Annotated in this window: 18 protein-coding genes; 7 read left to right on the top strand and 11 right to left on the bottom strand. The window is 73.3% G+C overall.

Annotation, left to right across the window (positions count from 1 at the left end; genetic code table 11):
• The first annotated feature begins 111 nt into the window (after positions 1–111).
• The 3 genes from ACGFIM_RS05090 (at position 112) to ACGFIM_RS05080 (ending at position 2,824) form a co-directional block, all read left to right on the top strand.
• Complete coding sequence (locus tag ACGFIM_RS05090) at positions 112–933, top strand: hypothetical protein (RefSeq protein WP_393194822.1); 822 nt, start codon at positions 112–114, stop codon at positions 931–933.
• Between the two features lie 182 nt (positions 934–1,115).
• Positions 1,116–1,703: a TetR family transcriptional regulator gene (locus tag ACGFIM_RS05085; protein WP_393194819.1), complete on the top strand. Its 588-nt coding sequence runs from the start codon at positions 1,116–1,118 to the stop codon at positions 1,701–1,703.
• A 224-nt stretch (positions 1,704–1,927) separates the two neighbouring features.
• The gene (locus ACGFIM_RS05080) at positions 1,928–2,824 is read left to right on the top strand and encodes an ABC transporter permease (RefSeq protein ID WP_393194816.1); all 897 of its coding nucleotides are present in this window, start codon (positions 1,928–1,930) and stop codon (positions 2,822–2,824) included.
• 62 nt (positions 2,825–2,886) lie between these two features.
• Here the strand turns inward: ACGFIM_RS05080 and ACGFIM_RS05075 are convergent, their stop codons facing one another.
• On the bottom strand, positions 2,887–3,528 hold the full coding sequence (locus ACGFIM_RS05075) for a Dps family protein (protein WP_393194813.1): 642 nt from the start codon (positions 3,526–3,528) through the stop codon (positions 2,887–2,889).
• Between the two features lie 250 nt (positions 3,529–3,778).
• Here ACGFIM_RS05075 and ACGFIM_RS05070 point away from each other — a divergent pair, with 250 nt between their 5' ends.
• Positions 3,779–4,615 carry an alpha/beta fold hydrolase gene (locus ACGFIM_RS05070; protein WP_393194810.1) on the top strand — a complete coding sequence of 279 codons (837 nt, stop codon included), beginning with the start codon at positions 3,779–3,781 and terminating at the stop codon, positions 4,613–4,615.
• Between the two features lie 333 nt (positions 4,616–4,948).
• On the opposite strand, the gene ACGFIM_RS05065 is transcribed toward ACGFIM_RS05070, so the two are convergent.
• From ACGFIM_RS05065 to ACGFIM_RS05050, 4 genes are all read right to left on the bottom strand, one after another.
• Positions 4,949–5,362: a hypothetical protein gene (locus tag ACGFIM_RS05065; RefSeq protein ID WP_393194807.1), complete on the bottom strand. Its 414-nt coding sequence runs from the start codon at positions 5,360–5,362 to the stop codon at positions 4,949–4,951.
• A gap of 271 nt (positions 5,363–5,633) precedes the next feature.
• The gene (locus ACGFIM_RS05060) at positions 5,634–6,806 is read right to left on the bottom strand and encodes a family 2 encapsulin nanocompartment cargo protein terpene cyclase (protein WP_393194804.1); all 1,173 of its coding nucleotides are present in this window, start codon (positions 6,804–6,806) and stop codon (positions 5,634–5,636) included.
• A 127-nt stretch (positions 6,807–6,933) separates the two neighbouring features.
• Positions 6,934–8,328: a family 2B encapsulin nanocompartment shell protein gene (locus ACGFIM_RS05055; RefSeq protein WP_393194801.1), complete on the bottom strand. Its 1,395-nt coding sequence runs from the start codon at positions 8,326–8,328 to the stop codon at positions 6,934–6,936.
• Positions 8,329–8,492: 164 nt separating this feature from the next.
• A complete protein-coding gene (locus ACGFIM_RS05050; RefSeq protein ID WP_393194798.1) occupies positions 8,493–9,251 on the bottom strand; it encodes an alpha/beta hydrolase in 759 nt (252 codons plus the stop codon).
• Positions 9,252–9,391: 140 nt separating this feature from the next.
• Between ACGFIM_RS05050 and ACGFIM_RS05045 the strand changes: the two genes are divergently transcribed.
• Complete coding sequence (locus tag ACGFIM_RS05045; protein WP_393194795.1) at positions 9,392–10,948, top strand: AMP-binding protein; 1,557 nt, start codon at positions 9,392–9,394, stop codon at positions 10,946–10,948.
• A 56-nt stretch (positions 10,949–11,004) separates the two neighbouring features.
• Positions 11,005–12,393, top strand: coding sequence for an amino acid permease (locus ACGFIM_RS05040; RefSeq protein WP_393194792.1), 1,389 nt, complete (start codon positions 11,005–11,007; stop codon positions 12,391–12,393).
• A 95-nt stretch (positions 12,394–12,488) separates the two neighbouring features.
• Here ACGFIM_RS05040 and ACGFIM_RS05035 read toward each other — a convergent pair whose 3' ends face one another.
• Together ACGFIM_RS05035 and ACGFIM_RS05030 are read right to left on the bottom strand one after the other, a co-directional pair.
• Complete coding sequence (locus tag ACGFIM_RS05035; RefSeq protein ID WP_393194789.1) at positions 12,489–13,076, bottom strand: hypothetical protein; 588 nt, start codon at positions 13,074–13,076, stop codon at positions 12,489–12,491.
• A 104-nt stretch (positions 13,077–13,180) separates the two neighbouring features.
• Positions 13,181–13,765, bottom strand: a complete 585-nt coding sequence (locus ACGFIM_RS05030; protein WP_393194786.1) for a helix-turn-helix domain-containing protein — start codon at positions 13,763–13,765, stop codon at positions 13,181–13,183.
• A 94-nt stretch (positions 13,766–13,859) separates the two neighbouring features.
• On the opposite strand from ACGFIM_RS05030, the gene ACGFIM_RS05025 reads away from it, so the two are divergent.
• On the top strand, positions 13,860–15,464 hold the full coding sequence (locus ACGFIM_RS05025) for an FAD-dependent oxidoreductase (protein WP_393194783.1): 1,605 nt from the start codon (positions 13,860–13,862) through the stop codon (positions 15,462–15,464).
• On the opposite strand, the gene manA is transcribed toward ACGFIM_RS05025, so the two are convergent.
• From manA to ACGFIM_RS05005, 4 genes are all read right to left on the bottom strand, one after another.
• Positions 15,454–16,653 (bottom strand): mannose-6-phosphate isomerase, class I, encoded by a 1,200-nt coding sequence (manA, locus tag ACGFIM_RS05020; protein WP_393194780.1) that lies wholly within the window; start codon positions 16,651–16,653, stop codon positions 15,454–15,456. The genes ACGFIM_RS05025 and manA overlap by 11 nt on opposite strands.
• Positions 16,654–16,776: 123 nt before the next feature.
• Complete coding sequence (locus ACGFIM_RS05015) at positions 16,777–17,991, bottom strand: cytochrome P450 (protein ID WP_393194777.1); 1,215 nt, start codon at positions 17,989–17,991, stop codon at positions 16,777–16,779.
• A gap of 3 nt (positions 17,992–17,994) precedes the next feature.
• Complete coding sequence (locus ACGFIM_RS05010; RefSeq protein ID WP_393194774.1) at positions 17,995–19,086, bottom strand: NAD(P)/FAD-dependent oxidoreductase; 1,092 nt, start codon at positions 19,084–19,086, stop codon at positions 17,995–17,997.
• Entirely contained in the window at positions 19,083–20,027 is a 945-nt protein-coding gene (locus ACGFIM_RS05005; RefSeq protein WP_393194771.1) for a hypothetical protein, read from the bottom strand. Before ACGFIM_RS05005 ends, ACGFIM_RS05010 begins: the two co-directional genes overlap by 4 nt.
• Positions 20,028–20,084 lie beyond the last annotated feature (57 nt).

Genomic DNA, 20,084 nt, shown 5'->3' with positions numbered 1-20,084 from the left:
CCATGGACCTTGGACCTCACCTGGCCGGGACCTTCGCAGGCGGCGGACGCGAACCACCTCGGCCCCGGGTACGTCTACCTCATCAGACGGCCCCTGAGCAGGAGGTACCGCATGGAAGCGATCACCCTACGCGTGCTGCCCCTGCTGGCCGCGCTCACCCTCGCCGCGGCGGGCTGCGCGGGCTCCCCCGGCGGTGAGGCCACCGCCGGGATCGGCCAGGACGGCGAGCCCGCACCGGCCCGCACCGTTCTCGTGCCCACCTCGGGCACGCCCTCGCCCGCCCCGGAGAAGTCCGGCGCCTCGGCCTCCGCCCGCCTGCTCATCGCCGGCCGCTACCAGCCGCTCTGGCCGTTCTCCGGCCCCGGCGAGGTGGCCGCCTGGCAGCGCGCCCACCAGGCGGACGGCCACCAGCCGTGGCATCTCGACCCCGCCGAGACCGCCGTCGCCTTCTCCCGCGACTTCCTCGGCTTCACCGAGATCGACCAGGCCGTCAAGACGGTCGTGGACGGCGAGCACGCCCGCGTCCACGTCGGGCTGACGGGAGAGGGGGCGGAGCCGATGGTCGCGGCCGTGGTCCACCTCATGCGGTACGGCTCCGGCGACCAGGCCCCGTGGGAGGTCGTCGGCACCGACGACACCACGCTCTCGCTCACCACGCCCGCGTACGGGGCCTCCGTCACCTCGCCGCTGACCGTCGGCGGCCGCATCACCGGCGTCGACGAGAGCATCCGGCTGCGCGTGCTGCACCCCGGCGCGGACGCCCCGCTCGGCGAGCGCTGCTGCGTGCCCGCGGGCGGCGAGAAGGCGCCCTGGTCGGCCAGGCTGTCCTTCACGGCGGACCCCGGGCGCACGCTGACCGTGGTCGCCTCGACCGGCGGTCACATCGCCGAGGTCGAACGGTTCGCGGTGACCGGGGTGACCCTGCCGGAGTGAGCCGGAGTGAGCCGGGTGAGCCGGGTGAGCCGGGTGAGCCGGGTGCGCCGGGCGCGGCAGGCCGGGCGAGCCCGCCGGGGTGGCCGGTGTGAGCGTGCCGCGATGGGCCGCCGCCCGGCCGTGCCGGACGTGCCATAGTAAGTGAACGCACATTCGGTAACGCGTTCCCCGGAGGCACCACCATGGGCAGGCCCCGCACGACCAGCGACGAGGCGATCCTCCAGGCGACCGCCCGCGCGCTCGGCCGGCACGGCCCCCAGGGCCTCACGCTCGCCGCCGCCGCGAGCGAGGCCGGGCTCGCGCCCGCGACCCTCGTCCAGCGGTTCGGCTCCAAGCGGGGACTGCTGCTGGCGCTCGCCGCGCACGCCGCCGAGACGGCCGGGCGTCCGTTCGAGCGGGCCCGGCAGGAGCACGGCACGCCGCTGGAGGCGCTCCGCGCCGCGCTGATCCACCTGTCGGAGGGCGTGGCCACGCCGGAGGACCTCGCGGGCAGCCTCGGCTTCCTGCAGCTCGACCTCACCGACCCCGAGTTCCGCGCGCACGCCGCCGAGCACGCCCGCCGCGTACGCGACGAGATCGCCGCCCTGCTCGGCGCCGCCGTCACCGGGGGCGAGCTCGCCTCGGGCACCGACGTCGCCGCGCTCGCCGAGGCCGTCCAGGTGGCCTACAACGGCGCGCTCATCCTGTGGGGGCTCACCGGAGACGGCCCGCTGCCCGCCGCGATGTCCGAGGCCGTCGACCGGACACTCCGCCCCTACCTGCCCGCCTGAGCCGAGGCCGGCGGGGCCTGGACGGACCGGGCCCGGCACCCTGAGCCCTGGCCGCCGGAGCTCCGGCGGCCCGAAGCCGGGAAGAAGGACGGCCGCCGATCACGTCTACCCTGGCGGATCGATATCCCTCGAATCCGCGACGCACCGGACCCGGACGGGACCGGCGGCCCCGGCCCGAGAGATGATCGACAGGCGAACGACCAGCGCGACGCTCCGAGGTGTTCATGAGTCACGTGGAAGAGACGGCAGAACCCGCGCCGGGCTCGCTGGCCGAGCTGGCCCGCCGCTACGGCCTGCGCCCCGCCATCGCGCGGCCGCCGTTCCCCGTCTACCTGCGCCAGCTCTGGCAGCGGCGGCACTTCATCCTCACCTACGCCATATCACGCAACGTCTCGAAGTACTCGGGCTCGGCGCTCGGCCGGCTCTGGCAGGTCATCACCCCGCTGCTGAACGCCGCCATCTACTACGTGATGTTCGGCCTCATCCTCGGCGGCAGGGCCGGGATCGAGAACTACCCGGCGTTCCTGCTCACCGGGATGTTCGTCTTCACCTACACGCAGCGCACGGCCACCGCCGGCGCCAAGTCGATCTCCGGGAACCTGTCGCTCATCCGCGCCCTGCACTTCCCGCGCGCCTCGCTGCCGCTCGCGTACACGATCCAGGAGCTGCAGCAGCTCGTCGTCTCCATGGCCGTGCTGCTGGTCATCGTGGTGATCACCGGCGAGCCGCCCACCTGGTTCTGGCTGATGATCCCCGTCGTGCTGGTGCTGCAGACGCTGTTCAACATCGGTGCCGGGCTCGTCCTCGCCCGGCTCGGCTCCCAGGTGCGCGACCTCAACCAGCTGCTGCCGTTCATCATGCGCACCTGGCTGTACGCCTCAGGCGTGTTCTTCGCCATCCACGACAAGGTGGTCAACAGCGCCGGGCTGCCCGAATGGGTGGCGACCGTGATGTACCTCAACCCGGCGGCCTCGTACATCGAATGGATGCGCGACATCCTCATCGCCGGTCACACGCCGCCGCCGATGGTGTGGGCCGCCTGCCTCGCGTGGGCGGTCCTCGCGCTCGTCATCGGCTCCTGGTACTTCTGGCGCGCCGAGGACCGCTACGGGCGCGGCTGAACATGAAGCGAGGCCGGCCCGGCTCACACGCTGAGCCGGGCCGGCCTCACTCGTCCGCACGCCTACTTGCCCGAACGGCTCGTCGCCTTGCGCGGAACCCGGGTCTCCCCGTCGCTCGGCGTCTCGACCAGCGGCGTGTCCACCAGGTGCTCGACCAGGAACCACACCTGCATCTCACCGGTCCTGATCACCTCGGAGACCAGCAGGTCGTTGGTGCCGTCGTCACCCAGCTCGGCGGCGCGCGCGGCCGCGTCCCGCGCCGCCAGCAGGATCGTCTCGTGCGCCTCGACCAGGCGCGAGAGCATCGCCGGCACCTCCTCGGCGCCGTTGGGCGGACGCGGGACCACGGTGATCTCGGCGACGTGCCGCGGGTCGCCGACCGCGATGCCGCCCAGCGTCTGCACCCGCTCCGCGATCTCGTCGATCAGCTCCAGCTGCTCCTTGGCGTGCTTGTCGAGCAGCAGGTGCAGCTGGTAGAAGGTGGGGCCGCGCATCAGCCAGTGATGCTTCTTGTACAGGGCGTACAGGATCTGCGTGTCGGCCAGGATCTGGTTCAGCCGCCCGCAGGAGTAGGCGCGGGCCTCCTCGGACAGGGCCAGCGGCCACATCCGCACTGTGCCGAATTCCTGGATCTCGGTGCCGTCCACGTGCAGCCACGGCTGGCTGCTCGTTTTCTTGGACGCTTTACTGCCTTTGGGTGGCACGATCATCTCCCGGTGCGGTGGTTTTGAGCCGGTCCGACCTCGAACCTTCCCGTATGTCCGCCGATAGAGCCCCAGCCTGTGCCAGCGCCCGGTAAAAGCTTGTTCACGCCCGCATCAGCTCATGATCGGACCGCGCGCCGGCCGTCCGTACGGGCAGGTCGCCCGGCGACGCGGCCGCGGTGCCGGTTTCCACCGCCCGGGGGCGATAACGGATTGCCCTGGGCGGCGCGGCGCTGACAGGCTCTCCGCCATGCCCGCTTTCTCCGCCTTCGACGGCACCACCCTCGCCTGCCACGAGTCCGGCTCCGGCAGCCCGCTCATCTGCCTGCCGGGCGGGCCGATGCAGCACTCCGGCTACCTCGAAGACCTCGGCGGCCTGACCGCGCACCGGCGGCTCGTCAAGCTCGACCCGCGCGGCACGGGCGATTCGGCCGCGCCCGGTGACCCCGAGACGTACCGGTGCGACCGGCTCGTGGACGACGTCGAAGCCCTGCGCGCCCACCTCGGGCTCGACCGCCTGACCCTGCTCGGCCACTCGGCGGGCGCCAACCTCGCCCTCATGTACGCCACCCGCCACCCCACCCGCGTCTCCGCCCTCGTCCTCGTCACCCCCAGCCCGCTGGCCGCCGGCATCGAGGTGACCGGCCAGGAACGCCTCGACGTGGCCCGCCTGCGCGCCGCCGAGCCGTGGTTTCCGCAGGCGTGCGCGGCGTTCGAGGCCATCGTCGCCGGCACCGGCGCCGGCTGGGACGCCATCGACCCCTTCTTCCACGGCCGCTGGGACGACGAGACCCGGCGCTACCAGGCATCCCAGGCCGCCGCACGCAACGACGAGGCCGCCGCCGTCTTCGGCTCCGCGTACGACCCTCCCGCCATCAGGAAGGCGATGGCCGCGCTCGGCACGCCCGCGCTCGTCGTGGCCGGCGAGGCCGACATCAACACGCCGCCCGTCGCCGCCGCCCGGCTCGCCGCGCTCCTGCCGGGCGCCGAGCAGGCCGTCCTTCCCGCCGCCGGCCACTTCCCCTGGCGCGACGACCCGTCCCGTTTCGTCGAGACGATCGAGACGTTCCTCAAGGCCGCGCTGTAGGGCGGCGAGGCCGCGCGTGGAGGTGGAGCGCGTCCAGGCGGCCGGGCCACGCTGGCGTGCGCGACCGGCTCGCCCGTGCGCGGCCGGTTTCGCGGTGGCCGTGTCCGTCCTGGACCCGCCGCCGTTCAGCGGAGCCAGGGGAGCACCGCCGCCCGCACGTTCGCGGCCCTGTCGCCGTGCTGGTCGCACGTGCTGCGCGCCGGTGGCGCGCGGCGCGCAGCACGTGCGACGCCCCCGTGATCAGCACCGATGGTGAGGCGCCGTGATCAGGCGCCGTGATCGGCCTCGGTGATCACCCCCCGCAGTGATCGGCGAAGTGAGCGGACGCCGCGATCACACGCGGTCCGCGGCGATCAGCAGGTACTGGAAGCTCCCGCTCTTGTACGCCTCCAGGAACGCGTCCTCGATCCCCGTGGCCAGGTGGGTCCTGGCCCGCAGCTCCCAGTACGGGATGGTGGCCGCGGTGAGGTCGATGACGCTGACCGGGACGAGCCGGTTGGCCGCCATCTCCTTGAAGTAGGTGCTGCGGGGATGGATATCGCAGATGTAGTGGGCGTTGATCCGGCTGATGGCCCGCGAGGGCAGGCCGTAGGCGTCGTTGTAGCAGCCGGTGATGCAGACGTACCGGCCGCCGCGCGCCAGCAGCCTGGCGTGCTCGGCGAACAGCAGCGACAGTTCGACGTACATGGTGCTCTCGTTGTTCCAGGCGGCGTGGAAGGCGCCGGTGGGAAAGCCCGTGTCGAGCATGTTGCACCACCCGGCTCTCCCTGGTCGAGGCCGGGCCTTCCAGCACCGACCAGTCCACCTCGCCGATCCCGTAGTGGTGGTGGTAGAGGCCGTCCACCTCGCCGAGGCGCAGGTTGGCCGGGTTCTCCTCGGCGTTCCAGTAGTCGGCGACCGACTGCTGGTAGCGGCTGGTCAGCACGGGGGCGGCGGGCGGCGTCAGGGTCATGGGCGGGCTCCTTGTCAGCGATGGGATCGGGACGGCGGCTCTTCCGAGCCGGTCGTGAACGTGCGGTCAGGACCGGTAGCGGCTGGAACCGCCGTGCCATTCGAGGCATCCGGCCATCCACGCCTGCGCGCCCCGCAGGAACCGCTTGAGCTCGGGGGAGGGGATCGCCGACAGCGCCTGCCGGCTCTGCTCGAAGCCGCGGACGAAGTGGTTGTGCAGGTGAACGGTGCGCTCGGTGGCCTCGCGGGCCGAGCAGCCGTCCTCGGCGGCCATGAGCAGGATCACGTTGGAGTCGGGCAGCTCGTCGGCCGCCTCCTTGGCCGCCGAGTGCAGGTCGTTGACGAGCACGCTCGCGGTGCCCGCCTGCATGAGGGCGGTGTGGAAGCGCGGCTCGCCGAACAGCTCGGCGGGCAGCCGGTAGCCGCCGACCAGGTCGATGAGGGGCATCGAGGTGTAGAAGCTGTCGTGCTGGCGGGCGGCGAGGTAGCGCCAGACGGGCGGCGGGGTCTCCAGGTAGCGCCAGGCGGCGTAGGCGGCCCAGCTGACGTACATCTGGCTCGTGATGTTGCGTACCCGCATGATCTGGGCGTCGGTGGCGTGGCGGGCGACGTGGCCGAGCGCCGAGCGCAGCGCCACCAGCACCGGGTCGGCGGCGATCGCCGCCTCCAGCCGCTCGGTGTAGCGGCCCGCGTCGGGCGGCGGGTCCATCGCGGACGTCACCAGCGCAAGACGGGGCGGCAGCTCGGTCGGGGTGGCGCCGAGGTCGGTCTCGTCGCCGTAGTAGTCGTCGGCGGCCCACCAGGCGGCGTTCATCTGGGCGGCCACCAGCAGGTGGTCGGGGTCGTCGGTGTCGGGGTGCGCGAGCATGGCCAGCCGGCCGAACCCGGTGGCGGCGAACGCCTCCATCCGCCCCTCGTGCAGGCCGATGCGCCCGGCCCACGCCACCAGCCGCCGGTCCACCTCCGCGCCGAGCGCGTCGTCCACGCGCACGGTCTCGGGGCAGTACAGCGGCGGGTGCGTCCCGTCGCCCCAGTCGCGCTCCCGGTAGGGCAGCGGCGTCAGGTCGTACCCGCGCGAGCCGGGGAGCGGCGGGCCGGCGGGCTCGTGGCCGTCGCCCTCCTCGTACGCGCGCCGGTGCGGCGGCAGCGCGGCCCGGGGGCTCGACGAGGACGCGCCCAGCCCGGCGGGCCCGGCCAGCAGCCGCGCCACCGCAGCGTCATGGGGGGATGTTTCCGGCATGTCACGCCTCTTCCGGGGGTCGAGGTCGAGCTGGAGCTGGGGCTGGGGGCCGGCCGGGCACGAGATCTCCTGGGGCCAGGCCGGTCACCGGGTCGCGGTCACCGGGCTCTCCGGGCAGCGCGGCCGGTCACGAGCGGGGCGCGGCGATGTCGACGTCCTCCAGGATCCCCACCGCGTCCGGCACCAGGATCGCCACCGAGAAGTACGCGCTGACCAGGTACGAGATGATGGCCCGCTCGTCGATCCCCATGAACCGCACGTTCAGCCCGGGCTCGTACTCCTCGGGGATGCCCGTCTGGTAGAGGCCCACCACACCCTGGTCCTCCTCGCCCGTCCGCAGGGCCAGGATCGACGTGGTACGCGACGCCGAGATGGGGATCTTGGCGCAGGGGAAGATGGGGATGCCCCGCCAGGCCGGCACCTCGTGGCCGTTCACGTCGGTGCTGCCCACCACCAGCCCCCGCTTGTTGCACTCGCGGAAGAACGCCGCGATCGCCTTCGGGTGGGCGAGCAGCAGCCGCGTCTTGCGGCGCATGCTGATCAGCTCGTCGAGGTCGTCCGGCGTCGGCGGGCCCGACCAGGTGTAGATGCGCTGGTCGTAGTCGGTGTTGTGGAGCAGCCCGAACTCGCGGTTGTTGAGCAGCTCCCACTCCTCGCGCTCGCGCAGCTCGTGGATGGTGAGGCGGAGCTGCTGCTCGAGCTGGCTCATCGGGTGGTTGTACAGGTCGGCCACCCGGGTGTGCACACGCAGGATGGTCTGGGCGACGCTCAGTTCGTACTCGCGGGGCTGCAGGTCGTAGTCGACGAACGTGCCCGCGATGGCCGGCTCGCCGCTGTGACCCGCGGCGATCTCCACCGCCGCCTCGCCCCTGCGGTTGGCCGGCCTGCGCACGGTCTCCAGGTAGCGGGCCAGGTGGTCGCGGAGCGCGGGGGAGCGGTCGGCGATGCGCCGCAGCTCCCAGCGCGGGGCCACCAGCACCGTGCAGGCCGTCGCCGCGCGGTAGGTGCACGGCCAGCGCGGCTCGTCCTCGGTCAGCGCCTCGTCGCCGAACTGGTCGCCGCCGGCGATGACGCCGAGGAACTGCCGGGCGCCGTACGGACCGGTGCCCAGGCGTTCCAGCCGGCCGTGGGCGATCACGCACGTCTGCGTCACCGGGCGGCCCGCCTCGGCGACGATCTCACCCGGCTGCACCTCGCGGACGGTGAACGCCGAGGCGATCTCCGCCAGCACGCCCGTGTCGCCGAACCCGCGCAGCGCCGGGATCTCCGTCAGCGTCTCCGGCACGATCCGCACGTCGTCGGCGCCGTTGCGGGTCACCGCCACCCGGCCGCGCCCGATGCGGTGGGACAGCCGGCGGTTCACCCGGTACGTACCGCCGCGCACGTCCACCCAGGGCAGCATGCGCAGCAGCCAGCGCGAGCTGATGGCCTGCATCTGCGGGACGGTCTTGGTGGCGGTGGCCAGGGTGCGGGCGGCCCTCGTGTCGAGGCTCAGCCGCGTCTCCGTCGGCTCCGATGGCATCTTTCCTCCGGGCTGGTCGGCAGGCGGACGCCACCCAAAGTAGTGATGTTGATACGCAGCGTAGGAGTCTCCGCGTGGACAGGAATGCTGGCGACCGGGAAAGATCGATGTGACGGGCCCGCCACCTTTGGAGGAGCCCGTTCACGGGCACCCCGATGACGGTTCTACCACCCCTGGCCGCGCAGGAACGCGGCGCAGCGAACGGTCCAGTCGGCCGCCACCGGGTGCTCGCCGGCCAGGCCGATGCCGTGCTCGCCGTCCGGATAGACGTGCACCTCGTGGGTGACGCCGTGCCGGGCCAGCTCGGCGGCCAGGGCGTAGGTGCCGGACACCGGCACCGACGCGTCGTCGGCGGTGTGCCACAGGAACGTGGGCGGCGTACCGGCCGACACCCGGGAGGTCAGCGACAGTTCGGTGCGCAGCGACGCGGGCGCGTCCGGGCCGAGCAGGTTGTCGGCGGAGCCGCGGTGGCCGTCGAGCTCCGCCACCGGGTAGCAGAGCACGGCCAGGCCCGGCCGCGGGTCGGCCCGGTCGATCTCGTCGTGCGGGCCCTCGGGCAGCGCCGGGCCGGGCTCGGTGGCCAGCAGCCCCGCCAGGTGGCCGCCCGCCGAGAAGCCGAGCACGCCCACCCGCGCCGGGTCCACGCCGTGCGCGTCCGCGTGGTGGCGCACCCACCGCACCGCCCGGGCGGCGTCGAGCAACGGCAGCGGGTGGCGGTGCGGGGCGAGGCGGTAGCGCAGCACGTACGCGGCCACGCCGAGCCCGTTCAGCCACCGCGCCACCGGCGCGCCCTCGTGATCGGCCAGATGGTGGTAGCCGCCGCCGGGGAAGACCACGACGGCCGGCGCCGGCCGCTCGGCGCGTACGGGGAACGCGGTGATGGCGGCCTCGCCGCCCGCCGGCCACAGGGGGTGCTCGCTCACGGGTGCGCCTTTCCTCGTCGTCGTCCGGGCACGGATGTTAGCGACCCGCGCGCGGACGCGCCCGCTCCGGCCTACTCCTTTCGCGGGCGGCCGTGCGACGATCAACGTGCGTCCCCGGAACCACGGCGCAGGAGGGCCGGATGTCCGTTCTGTCGTACGAGCCCCTGACCCCCACGAGCTTCCTGCAGCGCTCCGCCGCCGTCTTCGGCCACCGCCCGGCCGTCGTGGACGGCGAGCTGGAGCTGACCTACACCGAGATGTGGCAGCGCGTGCAGCGGCTGGCGGGCGGGCTGGCCGAGGCCGGCATCCGTCCGGGCGACCGGGTGGCGGTGCTGGCGCTCAACGGCCACCTGCTGCTGGAGTCCACGTTCGGCGTCCCCGCCGCGGGCGCCGTCATGGTGCCGCTGAACATCCGCCTGTCCGCCGGCGAGCTCGCCTACATCCTCGACCACGCCGAGGTGTCGCTGGTGCTGCACGACGACGAGCTGGCCGGCCTCGCCGCGGCGGCGGCGGAGCAGAGCACGGCGGCGCCCCGCCTGGTCTCCGGCACCGCGTACGAGAGCCTGGTCGCGGACTCACCGCCGCTCTACGTGCCCGTCACCGACGAGCGGTCCCCGCTGTCGATCAACTACACCAGCGGCACCACGGGACGCCCCAAAAGCGTCGTCTACCACCATCGCGGCGCCTACCTCCAGGCCCTGGCCATGGCCCTGCACACCAGGCTGGAGGCGGCGAGCGCCTACCTGTGGACGCTGCCGATGTTCCACTGCCACGGCTGGTGCTTCCCCTGGGCGGTCACGCTGGCCGGGGCGCGGCACGTGTGCCTGCCCAAGGTCCATCCGGGCGAGGCGTGGCGGCTGGTGCGCGCCCACCGCATCACCCACCTGTGCGGCGCGCCGACCGTGCTCACCTCGCTGCTCGCCCACCCCGACGCCCCCGACGAGGAGCTCGACCCGCGCCCGCTGGCGTGCGTGGGCGGCGCGCCGCCCAGCCCCGTCCTGCTGCGGCGCGCGCTCAAGGCCGGGATCGACGTCATCCACCTGTACGGGCTCACCGAGACGTACGGGCCCGCCGTGATCTGCCAGCCGCAGCCCGAGTGGCAGGGGCTGGACGCCGACGAGTACGCCGCGTTCGCCGCCCGCCAGGGTGTCGGCAACGTCATCGCCCAGTCCCTGCGCGTGGTGGCGGCAGACGGCACGGACGTGCCCGCCGACGGGGTCACCGTGGGCGAGATCGCGATTCGCGGCAACGACGTCATGCTCGGCTACCACCGCGACCCGGCCGCCACGGAGAAGGCCGCGCCGGACGGCTGGTTCCGCACCGGCGACCTGGGCGTGGTCCACTCCGACGGGTACGTGCAGCTCGTCGACCGCGCCAAGGACGTCATCATCTCCGGCGGCGAGAACATCGCCTCCGTCGAGGTGGAGAACGTCCTGACCACGCACCCCGCCGTGCAGGAGGCGGCCGTCGTCGGCCGCCCCGACGAGCACTGGGGCGAGGTGCCCGTCGCCTTCGTCGCGCTCGCGCCAGGTGCGAGCGCCGGCGCGGCCGCGCTGCTGGAGGCCGAGCTGATCGAGCACGTACGCGCCCGCCTCGCCCACTACAAGGCGCCGAAGGCCGTCCACTTCGGCGATCTGCCCAAGACCTCGACAGGAAAGATCCAGAAGAACGTGCTCAGGCGGCGCGCCGCAGGTTAGGCCGCCGCCAGAGGGGAAAGTCGCCTGCACGGAGCCGACACGGCCTTGGGGGTGTCATGGTCGATTCCAAAAGCGTGTTCCGGCGTAAGCCGGTCGAGCAGATCGCCCACGAGCACGAGGGGGAGCTGGCCAGGACGCTCGGTCTGTGGCAGCTCACCGCCATCGGCGTCGGCGGCATCATCGGGGCCGGCATCTTCGCCCTGGCCGGCGCCGTCGCCCACGAGACGGCGGGGCCCGCCGTGCTGGTCTCGTTCCTCATCGCGGGCGTGGCCAGCGCCGCCGCCGCGCTCTCGTACGCCGAGTTCGCCGGGCTCATCCCGAAGGCCGGCTCCGCCTACACCTACGGCTACGCGGTGCTCGGCGAGATCGTCGGCTGGTTCATCGGGTGGGACCTGCTGCTGGAGTACACCGCCATCGTCGCGGTCGTCGGCATCGGCATCTCCGGCTACTTCGGCTTCCTCGTCCAGAACCTCGGCATCTCGCTGCCGCCCTGGATGCTCGGCGCGCCCGGCACCGGAGAGGGGCATGTCGTCGACCTGTTCGCGGCGCTGCTGTGCCTGCTCATCGCGTTCCTGCTGAACCTCGGCATCCGCGCCGCCGCCAGGTTCGAGACGTTCGTGGTGGGGATCAAGGTCGCGGTCGTGCTGCTCGTCATCGTCGTCGGGTTCTTCCACATCAACACCGCCAACTACACGCCGTTCTTCCCGTTCGGCATCGGCGGCGCGATCACCGGTGCGGCCACGGTGTTCTTCGCGGTCTTCGGCTACGACGCCATGAGCACCGCCGCCGAGGAGTCGCGCGACGCCCAGCGCCACATGCCCAAGGCGATCATTTACTCCCTGATCATCGCGATGGTGCTGTACGTGCTGGCCACCCTGGTGCTCACCGGCATGCAGAACTACCGGGAGATCGACCCCGAGAGCGGCTTCTCCTCGGCGTTCGCCTCGGTCGGGCTGTCCGGGCTCGCCTCGCTCATCGCGGTGGGCGCGATCGTCGGCATCCTCACCGTCATGTTCACGTTCATGCTCGGCGTCACCCGCGTCTGGTTCTCGATGAGCCGCGACGGGCTGCTGCCCTCGTGGTTCGCCAAGCTGCACCCGGTGCGGCGGGTGCCCACCCGCGTCACCTGGATCGTCGGCGCCGCCTCCGCGGTGATCGCCGGGTTCCTGCCCATCAGGGAGGCGGCCGAGCTGACCAACATCGGGATCCTGCTGGCGTTCGTGGTGGTGTGCGCGGCGGTGATCGTGCTGCGCTACCGGCAGCCCGATCTGCCGCGCACCTTCCGCACGCCCGGCATGCCCGTCGTGCCCGCCGTCGGGGTGCTCTTCTCGATCTGGCTGATCACGTTCCTGGACCCGCTCACCTGGCTCCGCTTCGCCGTCTGGTTCGTCATCGGCCTGATCATCTACTTCACCTACAGCCGCCGCCACTCGGCGCTGAACTGACCGCTCGGGGCCACCGCCGCGCCGCCGTCGCAGCCGGCCCGGCGCCCCGGGCGGAACGTCGCAGCACGTGGCTCCGCTTCAGCCATCGTCACGGGTCAGAAGGGCCGGTGGCGCCAGTGGTCGTCGGCGAGCGACCAGGCGACGGCCCAGTCGCGCAGCCGGACGCGGTCGAGGGCGTGGCGGAAGGCCGCGAACGCGCACAGCACGAGGCAGGCGGCCACGCCGAGGATCATCACGGCGGTCGCCGCCGCCGTGATGCGCAGCTCGGCCTCGCTGGGCGGCGGCGGTGCGGGCCGGCCGGAGCCGTCGATCCAGATGACGAGCTGCGCGCCGGCCTTGGCGGGGGAGAGCACGGACACCTTGCCGGTGTGCCGGCGGCCGGACGGCGCGGTCCAGCCGGCGGCCACCATCCCGCCGCCGCCCACGTCGCCGAACGACAGGGCGGTCACCGGAGCGTCGGCCAGCAGCGTCGCCCGCACCTGCCGGCGGTCGGCGCCCTCGGCCTGCGCGCCCGCGTACGCCTGGCGGGCCGCCGCCGTCGCCGGCCACAGGGCGAGCAGGAGCAGCAGCACCGCCACCGCCAGGCCCGCGCTCTCCCACCGGTCGGTGCGCCGGCGCAGCGGGTTGCCGTCCAGCCGGTAGCGCCGTACGAGCCGCGTCACCCCGTCGATCACCCGCTTCATCGAGCACCCCCCAAGCACGGACTTTAGATCCTTCCCCCGTCCCTGCGCCGGGACTCCGCGCCGCCTCGCCTCGCATGCGCCCGGAACGGGGTGGAAAGGGGGTATCAGTCCTGGCGGCGGGCGGGACGCGCGCGTACGTGCATGCGCTCGCCCTGCGGCCCGAACAGCGCGAGCATCTCGCACGGCTCGTCGCCGGGGTTGGTGAACGCGTGCGGCGTCCGCGTGTCGAACTCCGCCGCCTCCCCGGGCAGCAGCGTCGTGTCGTGCGGCCCGAGCAGCAGCCGCAGCCGCCCGGCCAGCACGTACAGCCACTCGTAGCCCTCGTGCACCTGCTGCTCGGGCTCGTAGCCCGGGTAGTGGGGCGGGATGATCTGCTTGTACGCCTGCAGCCCGCCCGCCCGGCGGCTGAGCGGGATGTAGGTCTGGCCGTGGCGCGTGAACGGCCGCAGGTGCACGCGCGGATCGCCGGTCACCGGCGCGTCGATGAGCTCGTCGAGCTGCACCTGGTAGGCCCTGGCGAGGAGCAGCAGCAGCTCGAGCGTGGGTTTGCGGCCGCCGGACTCCAGCCGCGACAGCGTGCTGACCGAGATGCCGGTGCTCTTGGAGAGCTGGGCCAGGGTGAAGCCGCGCTCCTGGCGCAGCGCCCGCAGCCGGGGGCCCACCGACTGGAGCACCTTGTCGAGTTCCATGCGCCCCAGCTTGCCATTTCGGCAAAGAACTTTGCCAACCCGCCGCCCGGGGCCGCACAGTTGCGGGCATCGGACCGAAGGGAAAGGACGCGCGATGAACGCGACGACATACGACGTGGTGGTGATCGGCGGCGGGGCCGCCGGGCTGGGCGGGGCGCTCGCGCTGAGCCGGGCCCGCCGCGCCGTGCTGGTGATCGACTCGGGGCGGCCGCGCAACGCCCCTGCCGAGGGCGTGCACGTCTATCTCGGGCGCGAGGGCACGCCGCCGCGCGAGCTGCTGGCGGCGGGCCGCGAGGAGGTGGCCCGGTACGGCGGGCGGTTCGCGACCGGCACCGTGACGGATGCCGAGCGGCTCGCGGACGGCCGTTTCCGCCTCGCGCTCGACGACGGCAGCGCGGTGGAGGCGGCCAGGCTGCTGGTCGCCACCGGCGCGGCCGACGAGCTGCCGCCGGTGCCCGGCCTGGCCGGACGGTGGGGCAAGGACGTGCTGCACTGCCCGTACTGCCACGGCTGGGAGGTGCGCGACCAGGCCATCGGCGTGCTCGGCACGAGCCCGCTCGCCGTGCACCAGGCGCTGCTGTGGCGGCAGTGGAGCGCCGACGTGACGCTCTTCACGCACACCATGCCCGAGCCGGACGCCGAGGAGCGCGAGCGGCTCGACGCGCGCGGCGTCACCATGGTCGAGGGCGAGGTGGCCGGGCTGATCATCGAGGATGGGCGGCTCGCCGGCGTCAGGATGGCCGACGGCCGCGAGTACCACCGCCGGGCGCTGACCGTGGCCTCCAAGGTGACCGCGAACGTCGGAGCTCTGGCCCGGCTCGGGCTGGAGACGGCCGAGATGGAGATGAGCGGCCACGTCGTCGGGACGTACGTGCCGGTCGATGCCATGGGGAAGACCGCGGTGCCGGGCGTGTGGGCGGCGGGGAACGTCACCGGCCCGGCCGAGCAGGTCATCGGGTCGGCGGCGGCGGGCGTCAAGGCCGGGGCCGCGATCAACGCCGAGCTCATCGAGGAGGAGACGCGCGCCCTCGTCGCCGCCCGCAGGGCCGCCCAGGGCGTCACGGAGGCGGCGCTCACCGCCGAGGAGCTGTGGGACGCCCGCTATGTGGAGAAGGAGCGCATCTGGAGCGGCGAGCCGAACGCGGTGCTCGTCCGCGAGGTGGGCGACCTGCCGCCGGGCCGGGCGCTCGACCTGGGCAGCGGCGAGGGCGGCGACGCGGTGTGGCTGGCCGGGCGCGGCTGGCGGGTCACCGCGGCCGACGTGTCCGGGGTCGCGTTGCGCCGGGCGGCCGAGCTCGCCGAGCGGGCCGGGGTATCGGACCGGATCGACTGGCAGCGGCACGACCTCGGCCAGTCCTTTCCCGAAGGGACGTACGACCTGGTCACCGCCTGCTACCTGCACTCGCCGCAGGACCTGCCGCGCGAGAAGATCCTGCGCGCCGCCGCCGCGGCCGTCGCCCCGGGCGGGGTGCTGCTGGTGGCCGGGCACGCCGGCTGGCCGAGCTGGGAGGAGCACCCGCACCCTGAGGTGCACTTCCCGACGACGCGCGAGGTGTACGAGGCGCTGGAGCCGGCCGAGGACGAGTGGGAGATCCTCACCGAGGAGGAGTTCGACCGCCCCCAGCCCGGCCCCGGCGGCGAGCACGGCACGCGCAGGGACAACGTGCTGACGCTCCGCCGCCTGCGATCTACTTTGTAAAGGCGCCGGGCTCGGCGCGGTACGCCGTCCCCTTGCCCGACAGCGTCACCGAGGGGACGGCGGCCGGCACGAACGCCGACTCGCCGGGCCGCAGCACCAGGTCGTCGCCGAGCCGCGTCTCGCCGTCCACGCACAACACGATCTGCGGCACCCCGCCGGGCAGCTCCTGGCCGGGCTCGCCGGCCGGCTCGTGGCGGGTGAGCGCGAACTCGGCGGCGGGCGGCCGGTAGGCGTATGCTCCGGGCGCGTCCTGCACCGGCTCGACCAGGTGCGGGGCCGTCGGCGCGAAGTCGACGACGCGCATCAGCTCGGGCACGTCCACGTGCTTGGAGGTCAGCCCGCAGCGCAGCACGTTGTCGGAGTTGGCCATGATCTCCACGCCGATGCCGCCGAGGTAGGCGTGGGGGACGCCGGCACCGAGGTAGAGGGCCTGGCCGGGGGCGAGGTCGACGTGGTTGAGCAGGAGCGCGGCCGCGATGCCCGGGTCGCCGGGGTAGGCGCGGGCGATCCCGGCGTAGGGGGCCAGCTCGTCATCGTCGCCGGGGGAGACGTCCAGCAGGGCGCGTTCGACCTCGGCGCGCAGTGGTGCCGCGGCGTCGTCCAGCATGGCCGCGAACACCTCGCGCAGCGCCTGGCCCGGCTCGCCGGTGGTGAGCGCGTCGATCCAGGGGCGCAGCCCTGCCACGCCGAGCCGGTCGAGCAGCGCGGCCGTCGCGGCGGGGTCGCGGAAGCCGCACAGGCCGTGGAAGGGGGTGAGCGCGCACACCATCTCGGGCTTGTGCGAGGCGTCCTTGTACGTGCGGGTGCGGTCGTCGAGCGGGATGCCGCGCGCGTTCTCGGCGGCGAAGCCCGCCTGCGCCTGCTCGGTGGTGGGGTGGACCTGGAGGGAGAGCGGCCGCTCGATGGCCAGGACCTTGAGCAGGTAGGGCAGCTCGCCGCCGAAGCGGGCGGCGACCGGGCCGCCGAGCGTGGCGTCGGGATCGTGGGCGATCAGCTCGTTGAGGGGGACGTCGCCGACGGTCGAGGGGGCACCGGGGTGCGCGCCCATCCAGAGTTCGGCCTGCGGTTCGCCGGTCGGCTCCGTGCCGAACAGGCGCGGCAGGGCGGTGACCGAGCCCCAGTCGTAGGGGCGGATGGTGGTGGCCAGGCGCATGGGTGCGGTGGCCGGTGGCAGGTCGGGTCGTGGCACGGCGTTGGCTCCAATCATCGTTCATGGAGCGTAGAACGCGCGGGGGCGGCGTGCGTACCCGGGGGCGGGCCGCGCGAGGCGGCCCTTGACGGATGGTGCCGGGTGGTGACGGATGGTGCCGGGTCAGGCCGCGCGCGGGCCGAGCAGGACCGGCATGGCGCGGGTGCTGTTGCCGAGCAGCGTGTCCAGCGGCGGCAGCTCTTCGACGGGCCTGGCGAGCCGCATGCCGGGGAAGGCGGAGAACAGCGCGCGCAGCGCGATCTCGCCTTCGAGCCTGGCCAGCGGTGCGCCGAGGCAGAAGTGCGGCCCGTGCCCGAAGGCGAGGTGCTGGGCCGGCGGCCGGGTGATGTCGAAGGTGTCGGCGTCGGGCCCGAACTGGTCGGGGTCGCGTCCGGTGGAGGCGAAGCAGGCCAGCACGGGCTCGCCCGCGCGCAGCCGCACGCCGTCGATCTCGACGTCTTGGACGGCGTAGCGCATCGGGAAGTACGCGATGGGCGAGTCCCAGCGCAGTGTCTCCTCGACGGCGGCGCTGTACGGGCACTGCCCCGACCGCAGCAGCCCGGCCTGGTCCGGCCGGCTGAGCAGGGCGCCGATGGCGTTGGTGATGAGATTGACGGTGGTGACGTGCCCCGCGATGAACAGCAGCTCGATGGTGGCGAACAGCTCGTCCTCCGACAGCCGCCCGCCGTCCTTCTCGTGCAGCCGGAACAGGTCGGTGATGAGGTCCTCTCCCGGCGTCTCCCGGCGCTCGTCGATGATCTGGTCGAGCAGTTCGCGCAGCTCCTTGCGCAGGCCGGGCGAGTCCTCCAGGTCGCCGACCTGGGCGACGGCGTCGGTGAGCCGGTGCAGCTCGTCCTGGTGCTCGGGCGGGATGCCGATCAGCTCGGAGATGACCTCGCGCGGCAGCGGGTAGGCGAACTCGGCCCTCAGGTCGACCGGCTCGTCGGGCGGCTGCTCGGCGAGGTGGTCGATGAGCCGGCCGGTGAGCTCCTCGATGCGCGGGCGCAGGGCGTTCAGCCGGCGCTGCGAGAACGCGGCGGTGAGCGGCATGCGCAGGCGGCGGTGGCGCTCGCCTTCGGCGTTGAGCATCGAGGTGTCGGTGACGATGCGGTCGATGGCGGTGCCGGGCTTCAGCGCGTCACGACCGGACCAGTGGCGCAGCTCGCGGGACATGTCCGGGTGCGTGAGGACGGTCATGACGGTGGCGTACCGGGTGGCGGCCCAGACCGGTACGTCTTCGGCGGTGACGGGCACGAGCGGTCCCGCGGCGCGCAGGCGCTCGTTGTCGCCGTGGATGTCGCGGGTGGCCGGGTCGAGGATGAAACGGTCGTCGGTCATGGGTCATCCCGTTCGTCGTGGGCTCACCGCGAGCGCGGTGACGTCCATGCCGGGGTCGCGGCCGAGGTAGAGGTCGCGGACCAGCTCGCCGGCGGCGGGCGCGTTGCACAGGCCGTGGCCGGAGAAGCCGGTGGCGTACAGGAAGGCCGGAGGTCCCGGCTGGTGGCCGATGAAGGCGGTCTTGTCGGGGCTGGCGTCGCGCAGCCCGGTGACGGCGGTGTGCAGGGCGAGCCCGGCCAGGCTCGGGTACGTCTCGGCGAGCCGGGCGGCGACGTCGCGGCGCCAGGACTCGCGGTCGGGTCCCGGGTAGCCCATGCCGATGAGCAGCCGGCCGTCGCGTACGCGGACGAGCAGGCCGCTGGCGGCGTGCAGGGTGACCGGGATGTCGGGCGTGCCGGGCGGGAGCGGGTCGGTGGTGAGCAGCTCCTGCTCGATGGGCTCGGTGAGCGGCAGGTCCACGCCGGCGCAGCGGACGAGCGAGGCCGACCAGGCGCCGGCGGCGCAGACGACGGCGTCGGCGGAGATCTCGCCTTCAGCGGTCTGGACGCGGCCCGCCTCGATGTCGATGGCGGTGACCGGGCAGCCGGTGCGCAGTGTGGCGCCCGCCTTCTCCGCGGCCACGGCGTAGGCGCTGACGATGGCCGTGGTGTCGGAGATGAAGGCGTCGGGCGAGTAGGCGGCGGCCCGCAGCGGGATGTCCCCGATGAGCGGGTTGCGCTGCCTGGCCTCGTCGGCGCCGATGAGGCCGACGTTCACGCCGGCGGCCTGCTGGGCGGGCAGGTCGGCTTCGAAGGCGGCGACCTGCTCGGGTTCGGTGAACAGCACCAGGTAGCCGACCCGGCGCAGCGGCAGCTCGATGCCGGGCCGCTCGGGGAAGGCGTGGTAGGCGGCGAGGCTGCGGACGGCGAGCGCGGAGCTGACCGGGTTGCCGGCGAAGTAGGAGCGCACGACGTCGGCGGTGGCGCGGGAGGCGCCGGAGCCGAGCGCGCCGCGCTCCAGCAGGGTGACCTCGACGCCGGCCTCGGCGAGGTGGTAGGCGGCCGACAGGCCGATGACGCCGCCGCCGATCACCACCGCCCGCGATCCGGCGCTCATGCCGTCACCTGCAGTCTGCGCAGGTGGTCGCCGGCCTCCCACGGGAACAGGTGCAGGTTCCAGCCGCCGAGGCAGTTGCAGTACAGGGCCATGTGGGCCATGATCGCGACGTAGTCCTCGTGGCTGTCGAGGCGTTCGAGGCCGTCCAGCAGGCGCTGGGTGAAGTCCCACAGGCGGTCCAGGCCGCAGTAGCCGAGGAACTCGGCGGGCGTGTGGGCGAGCTGGCGGGTCATCTGGCGCAGCCACGGCATGGGCATGCCGTCGAGCGCGGCGCGGACGAGGCCGCCGTAGCAGCTGTAGCCGAGCGGGCGGGTCTCGCCGTTGACGAACAGCAGGGTCGTCAGGACGGTCTCGTAGCTGCCCGCGCCGGACGGGATGCGGCCTTGGTGCAGGTCGAGCAGCTCCTGCGGCGGTTCGAGCCAGATGCGCTCGGTCTCGGCGTGCACCTCCTTGGCGAGCTGGTTGAGCTCGGGGTCGCCGACGGGCAGGCGGGGCAGCACGTGGCCGCCGCTCTCGCCGGCGCGGCGGACCTCGGCGATGACGGGTTCCTTGGTGGTGTAGACGGACTTCCACACCTCGCGGCCGGCATGGACGAGGGCGTCGAGGTCCTCTTCGACGACCTGGCCGATCGGGGTGGCGGTCATGGGCTCGGTGAGCTCGCCGTACTTGATGCCGAGGTGCTGCAGGCGGGAGCAGAAGAGGGTGCCGTCGGGCACGGTGCGGCGGTCCACCTTGTACTCGGCGGCGGTGTGCAGCAGGGCGTGGACCGGGGCGACGTGGTACAGGTGGTACCCGGCGACCAGGGCGTGTCCTTGGAGGCTGCGGTAGGGCAGCGCGTCCCACAGGGCCTGGGCGAGCGAGGGGTTGCGCTGGTCGAGTTCGGCGGCCACGGTGATGCCGAGGCTGGGCCACGATATTTCCACATGCTTAGTCTCGTTCACACTACGTCACTCTAACGTCACGTTTGGTGGCGATCGTGTGGGGGTGGGGTAGTTGAC

Origin of the sequence: Nonomuraea sp. NPDC049309 (assembly GCF_043196965.1) — a bacterium.
GTDB classification, from domain to species: domain Bacteria; phylum Actinomycetota; class Actinomycetes; order Streptosporangiales; family Streptosporangiaceae; genus Nonomuraea; species Nonomuraea fastidiosa.
This window is presented reverse-complemented; position numbering and strand designations above follow the sequence as displayed.